Raw genomic sequence first — 9,810 nt, 5'->3', positions numbered from 1 at the left:
TGCTCCCCTGCTCCCCTGCTCCCCTGCTCCCCTGCTCCCCCGCTCCCCTGCTCCCCTGCTCCCCATCTCCCCTTCCCAACTGCTGCCAACTGATGGTAGTGAGAGAAAAAGTGGCGATCGCACCTAGTAAAATGGCAATATCGTGAGTAGGTAAATTCCAGCCCAACTGCTCTGAGACTATCTTTTGTAACGGTATACTCACAGTTGGCAGTACAATTACGCCAAAAATCCCCAATAGTGCTGCACTCAACCAGGGAATCCATTCCCGTAGTTGTTCTAAGGGATCTGGGCGATCGAGAATCCAACGCTTTACTAAACTGTAAAATAAGGCGGCGATCGCACCGCTGACTACAGGCGTAACCAACCAAGTCAGGGAAATCGTACCAATAGTTTGCCAGCGAACCGCACCAACTCCAGCCGCCACCCAACTAAAACCCGCGATCGCACCTACCACCGCATGGGAAGAAGAAACAGGCAAACTCAAACTGGTAGCGATTTGCAGCCATAACCCACAACTCACCAACACCGAAACCATACCAATTAAGAATAACTGGGGCATGGCAGCAAAGGCCTCTGGATTAACAACACCCGTCGCTAGAGTTTCCGATACCCCTTGACCAAAAAACACGGCTCCTGTAAACTCCAAAATTCCAGCGACAATTATTGCCTGCCGCAGAGTCAAAGCCTTTGACCCTACCGATGTCCCCATTGAATTAGCAACATCATTCGCCCCCAAATTCGCGGCGAGATATAAGGCCAGGAGTGCGATCGCTCCCAGTTGGAAAAAGTCAGCCCAAGAGACATCCAACATAAAAAATTATTTACACTTGATTTAGCGTCCCCTTTTGCCATATCATAGTAGATTGTGAGTTTCGGCAAAATTTTATGAAATGTGCAGAGATCGTCCGCTCGATTGAGACGGAAGAAATCAATAAGCTCAAACTAGAGCTCAAGAAAGAACTTCCTGAAATCCACGTAGGCGACACCGTGAAAGTCGGCGTGAGAATTGTAGAAAGCGGGAAAGAACGAATCCAACCCTACGAAGGCACTGTCATTGCCAAGCGCAACGGCAGCATCAACGAAACGATTACCGTCCGCCGCGTGTTTCAAGGCGTAGGAGTCGAGAGGGTATTTCTGATCCACTCACCGCGCATTGCCACCATCAAAATCATCCGCAGAGGGAAAGTACGCCGCGCCAAGCTATATTACCTGCGCGATCGCGTCGGCAAAGCCACCCGCATCAAACAACGGTTCGATCGCCCCTTGTAAAAATGGGTATCAAAACTTGGTTTTTGCCAAACTTGATAATTTCGCTTGCGTTCGCGATCGCATTCTGTTAGACTAGGAATCTAGAGGTTAACCCAGTCAAGTCAAACCGGATGCGCTCTTAGTTCAGTTGGTAGAACGCAGGTCTCCAAAACCTGATGTCGGGGGTTCAAGTCCTCCAGGGCGCGCTGAATCACCAACTTTTAAAGTTCTGCCCGAAAGCGCCGAGATTTATGGCTACATCAAGCCTAAATCGCCAACTTTTGGGTAGAATTAACTGTGTGGGCGATTCACAAAAAACGGCAGAAACAGACGCTTTGTTTCGCGTCTTAATTCTCGGTTGCGCCTGTAAAATTACTGCTTTACACAAAGCAGTGCTAGTCAGGAAACATTGAGGTTAACTGCCAAATCAGCAGAGGCTCAATGCGCGGATTTGAGATTTGGGATAGTGAGTGAGCTGTTTAGGTTTAAAATTCTTAAGCCTGCGAATCGCTTAAACGATCTAAAATCTAAAATCTAAAATCTAAAATCGCAAAGGGGATTAGCAATTGTGGCGAAGAAAGACGAAGCACAAGTAGTAAAAGAAACAGCGCCTGGGTTCAACCCGACGAGTTTTTTCAAGGAAACGAAAGAAGAACTCGACAAAGTGGTTTGGCCCAGCCGGCAGCAGCTAGTGAGTGAGTCCTTTGCCGTAGTCTTGATGGTAATCCTCTCGGCAAGCCTAATCTACCTAGTAGATAACTTTTTTAATTGGGCAGCGGCACAGGTGTTTGCACCATGACTTTTGCATCAGAAGAATCTCTGAATTCTACACAAATGTCGGAGGCAGACGCGCCGGAACTTCCGCCGGTTGAAGCCCGCTGGTTTGCCGTTCAGGTAGCTTCCGGCTGCGAGAAGCGCGTCAAAGCCAACTTGGAGCAGCGGATTCAAACATTGGACGTGAACGATCGCATCCTTGAGGTCGAAATCCCTCAAACTCCCGCGATCAAATTGGGCAAAGATGGCGCACGTCGGCACTCAGACGAAAAAGTCTTTCCCGGCTACGTACTCGTGCGAATGTTAATGGACGAGGAAACGTGGCAAATTGTTAAAAATACCCCGAATGTGATTAACTTTGTCGGGGCAGAGCAAAAACGCCGCTACGGGCGGGGACGGGGGCACGTCAAACCCCTACCTCTGAGTAATTCAGAAGTAGAGCGGATCTTCAGACAAACTCAGGAAGCAGAACCAGTTGTCAAAGTTTCAATGGCAGCAGGAGATCACGTTGTGGTACTTTCTGGGCCATTTAAAGATTTTGAAGGTGACGTGATTGAAGTCAGCCCAGAACGGAATAAGCTCAAAGTATTGCTCTCAATTTTCGGACGCGATACGCCCGTAGAATTAGAGTTTAATCAGGTTCAGAAACATAGCTAACTAATGGCAAAGAAAATTGTTGCGGTAATTAAGTTGGCGATTACGGCGGGAAAAGCCAACCCAGCACCTCCGATCGGCCCAGCCTTGGGTCAACATGGTGTCAACATCATGATGTTTTGTAAGGAGTACAACGCCAGAACTGCCGATCAAGCAGGTCTAGTGGTGCCGGTAGAAATTTCGGTGTTTGAAGACCGGAGTTTTACGTTTATTCTCAAGACCCCGCCAGCGTCGGTGCTAATTCAAAAAGCAGCCGGCATTCCCAAGGGTTCAGGCGAATCGAACCGTAAAAAAGTCGGCTCGATTACCCGAAGTCAGTTACGGGAAATTGCGGAAACGAAAATGCCCGACCTCAATGCTAATGACATTGATGCCGCGATGAAAATCGTGGAAGGAACGGCAAAGAATATGGGCGTAGCGATCGCAGATTGATCCTTCAATCTCAAATCCAAAAGCTAAGTAAAATCAATTATGGGGGAGAGGCAGAGCTTCGTTAGTAACCCCAGGAGAAAAAAATGGCAAAAAAAGAGTCTCGCAGAATCCAAGAGCTCAAAAAGAAAGTAGAAGACCGGGTTTATCAACCACTAGAAGCCCTAGAACTCCTCAAAGAAACAGCAACGGCTAAATTTCCCGAAGCTGCTGAGGCACATATCCGCTTAGGAATTGACCCTAAATATACGGATCAGCAGTTGCGGACAACCGTATCGCTACCCAAAGGAACTGGTCAAATTGTCCGCATTGCGGTAATTGCCAAGGGTGAAAAAGTTAAAGAAGCCTTAAATGCAGGGGCAGACATTGCTGGTTCTGAAGAATTAATCGATGAAATTCAGAAAGGCATGATGGACTTTGACCGCTTGATTGCCACACCAGACGTGATGGCACAAGTGGCAAAATTGGGCCGCTTGCTAGGCCCTCGCGGTTTGATGCCTTCTCCAAAAGGTGGTACTGTCACCTTTGATTTGGCACAGGCGATCGAAGAGTTTAAAGGTGGTAAGCTAGAATTTAGAGCCGATCGCACAGGCATTGTTCATGTCATGTTCGGCAAAGCAGCTTTTTCTGCTGAAGACTTGCTAGTTAACTTACACGCTTTGCAAGAAACCATTGACCGCAACCGTCCTTCTGGTGCTAAAGGCCGCTACTGGCGGACGATGTATGTATCAGCAACGATGGGGCCGTCAATTCAAGTTGACATTAGTGGTCTACGCGATCTAAAACTTGATGCAGCGTAATGGTTAATGGTTAGTTGTTAATGATTAGTTGTTAATGGTTAGTTGTTAGTTGGTACTTGGTAATAGCGAATTTAGTCGTTCAATCTTATAGAAAAAGCGGCTAAAGCCACTACTACAGGAACAAAAAACAACCAACAACTAACAACCAACAACTAACAACTAACAACTAACAAATCAATAAGCCATAGACAGCAGGTGTTAACACCTTAATTTCCTGCCGAGGCTAAGAAAGTAAAAAATTTCAATTAAAGTTAAAGTTAAAAGTTCTTAAATTTTTAATTTTTAATTTTTAATTTTTAATTTTTATTTCCTTGCCCCGGCTTGAAAGTCGGGGTTTTTGATTGGCAGTTTGGGATTTTTAAAGGAGGTGAGACAAGTATGGGCAAAACCGTAGCGCAGAAAAATGAAATCATTACTGAACTCAAGGACAGCTTGAGTCAGTCGCAACTGGCAGTCATCATTGACTATCAGGGGCTATCTGTTGCGGAAATCACAGATTTGCGTCGTCGTCTGCGTCCAAAAGGTAGCAGTTGCACAGTGACAAAAAACACGCTGATGCGAATTGCTGTTGAGGGCGACGCGAAATGGCAACCGATGCAGGAATTACTGAAAGGTGCTTCTGCTTTAGTGTTTGTCAAAGAGGATATCAGCGGCGCGATTAAAGCTTACCAAGAGTTTCAAAAAGCCTCTAAGAAGAGTACCCTTCGCGGCGGCGTTATGGAAGGGAAGCTTTTAAAAGAAGCTGATATTAAAGCGCTGGCGGATCTTCCGTCCAAGGAACAACTCATGGCTCAAATTGCTGGTGCTATCAATGGTGTGGCTACCAAGCTGGCTGTGGGTATCAATCAAGTTCCTACTTCTATCGCTCGCGGTCTTAAGGCTTATGCCGAAAAGGAAGGCGGCGAAAAAACAGAAGAACCTGAGTTAGTTGCTAGTGATAGCGAATAACAGTTAACAGTTAACAAATTCAAATCCAAAATCGAACTAGGAGTTCAACCAATGTCTGCTGCAACCGATCAAATTCTCGAACAACTCAAATCCCTAACTCTGTTGGAAGCTTCCGAATTAGTGAAGCAAATTGAAGAAGCCTTTGGCGTTAGCGCTGCGGCTCCTGCTGGCGGTATGATGTTCGCTGGCCCTGGCCCTACTGCTGCTGTTGAAGAAGTAGAAGAGCAAACTGAATTCGATGTAATTCTCGAAGAAGTTCCTGCTGATAAGAAAATCGCTATTCTTAAAGAAGTGCGGACTATTACCGGTCTGGGTCTGAAGGAAGCGAAAGACTTGGTAGAAGCTGCACCGAAGGCAGTTAAGGAAGCGATCGCAAAGGCTGCTGCTGAAGATATCAAGAAACAGTTAGAGGCCGTCGGCGCGAAGATCGCTATCAAGTAATTAACTTGACTAAGTATTAGCATCTTTGCTTACCCCCCTTAAAAAGGGGGGTTTTTTGATTTAAGGGGGTTTTTTGAGTTTATATATAGCAACGGCTTTCGTCGGTTAGGACGTTCTGATTTCCACCAAACTCGCTGATTCTATTCCCTTCTTCCCTTCTTCTCTTCTTCTCCTTCTTCCCTTCTTTCCCTAGCCCCTAGCCCCTAGCCCCTAACCGCTGAAAGCGGTTATTTAGGCCCGCGAGCATTCAAGCGATCGAAAACGTGACGTGACATTTGTGGAAATATTGTTTCATTTCTTGCATAGGCTGGATCGTCAGCAAAAATCACTAAAATATAGATAGCTCGATCGTCTAAGGTTCTAATAAATGCCGCTTCTTGGCGGGAACCAGAAGTGTAACCAACTTTAGAACCAAAGTAAATTTTAGTTGGTAAAGATTCGCCGAAAAATCCTTTTATAGAGTTACTAGGATCGTTTTTCCAAGCTTTGGGATTTAAGTCTCTAGTTAATAAGTAAGCCATTTTGCGGCTAGCAAGTGGAGAAACGGCTTGCCTTGTATAAATTTCGTATAAAAGCCTTGCAGCTTGATCGGTTGTCACCTGATTCCGAATGGGTTTAGGAGAGTTACTCCGCAGTTGTAACTCGCGTCCTTTTGGCCCTTCTTGACTTAAATAGTAGATGGGATAATTTTTGGTGGTGAGTTTAATACCTTCGTATCCTGCGGCTTGGAAAAAAGCATTAATTTGTTGACGTTTTTTTAGCCAAGTTTGCAATTGCTGACCGCTAAGTTCTCCCCCTGATTCTGTGTCAGTAATCGTGTCTAAAATCCGGCTAGCAGCATCGTTATTGGATACCTGTACCATTTGCTGGAGGTCGGAAGTAAAAGAGGATTCATCTTTTTGGATCAGACCTTTTTCTAGGGCCCCATAAAAGCCGGCCATCCAAAATAATTTGGCTACACTAGCGGGAAATCTAGGTTTTTGATTTTGATAGCCGGCAAAGGTATGGGCGTTGGAATTGCTGACATCAATTAAGGTAATAGAGAGGGGGGCTGTAGGTAGTTTTTTGCTGGTGGCGATGTTTACAAGTTCATCAACAATGACTTGTAATTCTTGGCTGTAAATTTGGTTGGGGGGTGTTTTGACGTTGTAGGTGAAGCTGCGATCGCTTTGGTTTGAAGGTGGATTGGAAGTTTGCTGAACAGGTAGGGGCGATATAGTAGGAGGCTGAGAGACAATTGGCGGTTCTGGGACACGCCGAGTGTTGAAGGGAATTGTCACTATCCAAGTGAGCGCGATCGCAGCGGCGGCTAAGGAGAGAATATTGCCATACTTTAACCGAGAGGATTTGACAGGAGTTCGGCGGCGTGGTTTAACTGAACGCCTTTGGCTTTGGCGACGGGGGTTGATTTGGCGGGGTAGCTTCTCTATCTGCATCAGAGTAGTATAGTATCCAATCCGCCTTTCACTTTACCCTAATGTGAGCAATTTGGCAGGAAAATCTGTTATGAGTTATCGCGTCAATAGCCAGAGCAAAGCTATTATTGTTGTAATTATTACCAAATGCTACGTCTGACTCTACGAGCGAGTTAAAAAGTAGTCAGAAAATGAGTTCAATCAAAATAGATTATAGCCTGAGATCGCCTTTAAATATTGGCCGCTACTGTTCGATGCTTTTTGAGAACTGGGAGCGCTATTCAATCTACTTTTATAATCTGTGGAGTGTGGGTTATGAAGAAAAATAAAGATTTAGTGCTGAGTATTATTGTAGATCTTACGATCGATATCAACACTCGCTCTAAATTATAAAGCAATGACAGAAACCGAAAAAATGGGCAAAATGTCCCGGAGAAATTTAATTCGGATCGGTGGTGCGAGCGCAATGGCAGCTAGCCTTGGGTCGCAACTCTTTAACTCTCAAAGCGCGCTCGCAGACACGAATTCACAAGAGGCTTTTTCTAATCTTACTGCCGATGGAGCGCTCAAGAAATTGATGGACGGGAATCAGCGCTATGTTCAGCAAAAACGTAGCTTTCCCGACCAAAATCAGGGACGAATTTCGGAGTTGACAAACAGTCAACATCCATTTGCGACTATTCTCGGATGTTCGGATTCGCGGGTTCCTCCCGAACTGCTTTTCGATCAGGGATTGGGTGATATATTTGATATCCGAGTTGCGGGCAATATCATTGACGATGCTGTGCTCGGCAGCATAGAATATGCCGTAGCTGAATTAGGCGTGCCATTGATCTTGGTACTCGGTCACGAACGCTGCGGTGCTGTTAAAGCGACTTTAGATGCCAAACCTCTTCCTGGCCATATTGGCACTTTGGTGGCAGCTATTCAACCAGCTTTAGAGCAAGTACAAAATCAGTCGGGGGATAAGTTAGATAACCTCGTCAGAGCTAATATCAAAATGAGTGTGGATAAGTTAAAAGCTAGCTCACCAATTTTAGGGGAAGCGGTGAAGACTGGTAAACTAAAAATTGTAGGTGCACGCTATGATTTGGATACAGCCAAGGTAGAGATAATTTACTGACCTTGGTCGCACAATTCCTAGATCGTAGCATTAACTTTAATGAGTGCATCTAGGCGATCGCGATTACATCAAACCCATTTCTCGCAACCCCCCGCGCAGCCGTTCAGCTTCTATAGGGTTGCTGTGTTCGTCATGAAGCGCGATCGCTTTCTTAAACGCCGCTACACTTTCCGCCACATTCCCAACTTTGAGGAAAACAACGCCCAAATTTTGGTAAGCTTCCGCAGAGTCAGGATTGAGAGCGATCGCTTGCTGATAAGCCGCGATCGCAGCCTCTAATTTTCCCTGAGCTTTCAGTGTCATGCCCAAATTATAATAACCGGCAACAAAATTGGGGTCAATTTGCAAAGTCATCTCGTAAAGACTTTTTGCACCACCCAGATTGCCCTCATCCTTGAGCAAATTGGCTAAATTATTGTACGCTCCCAATTTTAACTGAGGTAAAATCTCTAATTTAAGTGCTGTTTGATAGTGTTCCTTCGCTTTGTCAAACTGTTGTTCTTGACGATAGGCAATGGCTAGATGATAGTGCAGTTCATAGAGTACATAAGTATCTATAGAGATCGCGGTCAAGCCTCGTTTTAATAGTGCCATCCCTTGCTGAACTTCCCCAATTTCCACGTACAAAGCACCTAACTTGCTGCATACATAGGGGTCATTTGGATGTTGAGCGATATAACTTTCCATCGCTTCCCGAGCTTTTTGAAGTTTACCTTTAGCAGCGATCGCACCAGCTTGATATCCAGAGTGTAAAATCGCCACGCCAGGGAGAGAACCTATTTTCCATTGCAGTTCCCAGGTCATAATCTCCCCAACGCTGTCATCTACCATTGCATGATAAGGTCGAGAAAAGCGGATCTTGGGATGGTTGCGGAATAAGCGCGACACCAAGGAGTAAGGAGATTGTACTGCACCGATTTCTTGGCGGATCAGATTAATTAGCAAGTGGCGATCGCTCTTAATCGCCTGCTTCAGGTGTGGGACAATCTCTGAAGCCAGCACTTCATCAGCATCCAACACCAAAATCCACTCACCACGAGCATACTGGAGAGAGTGATTTCGCGCCGCCGCAAAGTCGTTACACCATTCAAAGCTATAAACCCGCGCGCCGAATTCTCTAGCGATTTCTGGGGTGCGATCGCGCGACCCCGTATCCACCACCACTATTTCATCCACAACCTCTTTAACGCTGCTTAGCGCCAGGGGTAGCGCCATTTCCTCATTTTTGACAATGATGCACAAGCTTAGATCCATCTGCAACCTAATTTTCCTGACTTAAAAACGGGTCGTTGTAATTTTAGAGCTAAATTTGACAGCTTAGGAAACCCTCTACTTACAACTTTCGACATATAAAAAATTATTTTTGCCTGTTTTTAGAGATTAAAAAGCCTCAAAGCTCTGATTTTCGGTTAAAATTCTAATCCCTTAGATTCCTCCCAATGGTAGAGGAGAATATACAGCCGCAATTGTTATTCTTAGAACATAAGGCAAAGAAAAAGAATAAAAATTGAACGGTCAGGAGAAAAAGAAATGGGAATTATTGCTTGGATTGTATTAGGTTTAATTGCTGGCGCGATCGCTAAAGCCATTTATCCAGGTCATCAAGGCGGCGGCTTTCTAGCAACAACTGTCTTAGGAATTTTGGGTGCTCTAGCTGGCGGTTATCTTGGTCAAGTCCTTTTAGGAACTAGCGCGGGTGCATCCTACGGAGCATTGACCATCCCTAGTGTAGCATTTGCAGTCATCGGTGCAGTCGTGCTGCTGTTCATCTGGGGTTTGTTAACTCAGCGTGCTGCGTAATAACTTAAGTTTAAGTAAAAATAGATGCTTTAACAATCCTCTCGACAGAATCAGGGAGGATTGTTAATTGTTAATTGGTAGTGGGTAACTTCTAAGGTGAGGTTCGCCTCAACTATTGATAACGATCGGTTATACCAAATCCGGGTTAGTCATCCCCTTTATTAGCAATAATCCGTCA

General features: G+C 45.3%; 13 protein-coding genes, 1 tRNA gene and 1 other annotated feature. Of the genes, 11 read left to right on the top strand and 3 right to left on the bottom strand.

All coding sequences use genetic code 11. The features are described from left to right. A partial coding sequence (locus PN499_RS25430; protein WP_272035788.1) for an inorganic phosphate transporter occupies positions 1-811 on the bottom strand: 811 nt, incomplete at its 3' end. Between the two features lie 74 nt (positions 812-885). On the opposite strand from PN499_RS25430, the gene rplS reads away from it, so the two are divergent. The 8 genes from rplS (at position 886) to rplL (ending at position 5,294) form a co-directional block, all read left to right on the top strand. Continuing rightward, positions 886-1,269, top strand: coding sequence for a 50S ribosomal protein L19 (rplS, locus tag PN499_RS25425; RefSeq protein ID WP_272035786.1), 384 nt, complete (start codon positions 886-888; stop codon positions 1,267-1,269). A 112-nt stretch (positions 1,270-1,381) separates the two neighbouring features. Continuing rightward, positions 1,382-1,454 (top strand) — tRNA-Trp (locus PN499_RS25420). Positions 1,455-1,816: 362 nt separating this feature from the next. After that, positions 1,817-2,047 (top strand): preprotein translocase subunit SecE, encoded by a 231-nt coding sequence (secE, locus tag PN499_RS25415; RefSeq protein WP_272035784.1) that lies wholly within the window; start codon positions 1,817-1,819, stop codon positions 2,045-2,047. Beyond that, entirely contained in the window at positions 2,044-2,679 is a 636-nt protein-coding gene (nusG, locus tag PN499_RS25410; RefSeq protein ID WP_007354806.1) for a transcription termination/antitermination protein NusG, read from the top strand. The genes secE and nusG overlap by 4 nt, the downstream gene beginning before the upstream one ends. Before the next feature lie 3 nt (positions 2,680-2,682). Continuing rightward, a complete protein-coding gene (gene rplK / locus PN499_RS25405) occupies positions 2,683-3,108 on the top strand; it encodes a 50S ribosomal protein L11 (protein WP_272035781.1) in 426 nt (141 codons plus the stop codon). Positions 3,109-3,191: 83 nt separating this feature from the next. Then, positions 3,192-3,905, top strand: a complete 714-nt coding sequence (gene rplA, locus PN499_RS25400) for a 50S ribosomal protein L1 (RefSeq protein WP_272035779.1) — start codon at positions 3,192-3,194, stop codon at positions 3,903-3,905. 164 nt (positions 3,906-4,069) lie between these two features. Next, positions 4,070-4,200 (top strand) — a sequence feature (ribosomal protein L10 leader region). A gap of 83 nt (positions 4,201-4,283) precedes the next feature. Next, positions 4,284-4,853 (top strand): 50S ribosomal protein L10, encoded by a 570-nt coding sequence (gene rplJ / locus PN499_RS25395; RefSeq protein ID WP_272035777.1) that lies wholly within the window; start codon positions 4,284-4,286, stop codon positions 4,851-4,853. 51 nt (positions 4,854-4,904) lie between these two features. Continuing rightward, entirely contained in the window at positions 4,905-5,294 is a 390-nt protein-coding gene (rplL, locus tag PN499_RS25390; RefSeq protein ID WP_272035775.1) for a 50S ribosomal protein L7/L12, read from the top strand. A gap of 227 nt (positions 5,295-5,521) precedes the next feature. Here the strand turns inward: rplL and PN499_RS25385 are convergent, their stop codons facing one another. Then, positions 5,522-6,730: a serine hydrolase gene (locus tag PN499_RS25385; protein WP_272035773.1), complete on the bottom strand. Its 1,209-nt coding sequence runs from the start codon at positions 6,728-6,730 to the stop codon at positions 5,522-5,524. 170 nt (positions 6,731-6,900) lie between these two features. Between PN499_RS25385 and PN499_RS25380 the strand changes: the two genes are divergently transcribed. Both PN499_RS25380 and PN499_RS25375 read left to right on the top strand, forming a co-directional pair. Then, positions 6,901-7,038, top strand: coding sequence for a hypothetical protein (locus tag PN499_RS25380; RefSeq protein ID WP_272035772.1), 138 nt, complete (start codon positions 6,901-6,903; stop codon positions 7,036-7,038). Positions 7,039-7,106: 68 nt separating this feature from the next. Next, a complete protein-coding gene (locus PN499_RS25375; RefSeq protein ID WP_272035770.1) occupies positions 7,107-7,832 on the top strand; it encodes a carbonic anhydrase in 726 nt (241 codons plus the stop codon). Positions 7,833-7,895: 63 nt separating this feature from the next. Here the strand turns inward: PN499_RS25375 and PN499_RS25370 are convergent, their stop codons facing one another. Next, positions 7,896-9,086 (bottom strand): tetratricopeptide repeat protein, encoded by a 1,191-nt coding sequence (locus PN499_RS25370; RefSeq protein ID WP_272035768.1) that lies wholly within the window; start codon positions 9,084-9,086, stop codon positions 7,896-7,898. A gap of 276 nt (positions 9,087-9,362) precedes the next feature. Between PN499_RS25370 and PN499_RS25365 the strand changes: the two genes are divergently transcribed. After that, on the top strand, positions 9,363-9,632 hold the full coding sequence (locus PN499_RS25365; protein WP_007355264.1) for a GlsB/YeaQ/YmgE family stress response membrane protein: 270 nt from the start codon (positions 9,363-9,365) through the stop codon (positions 9,630-9,632). Positions 9,633-9,810: the final 178 nt, after the last annotated feature.

This window comes from Kamptonema animale CS-326, from assembly GCF_028330895.1.
GTDB lineage: Bacteria > Cyanobacteriota > Cyanobacteriia > Cyanobacteriales > Microcoleaceae > Kamptonema > Kamptonema formosum.
This window is presented reverse-complemented; position numbering and strand designations above follow the sequence as displayed.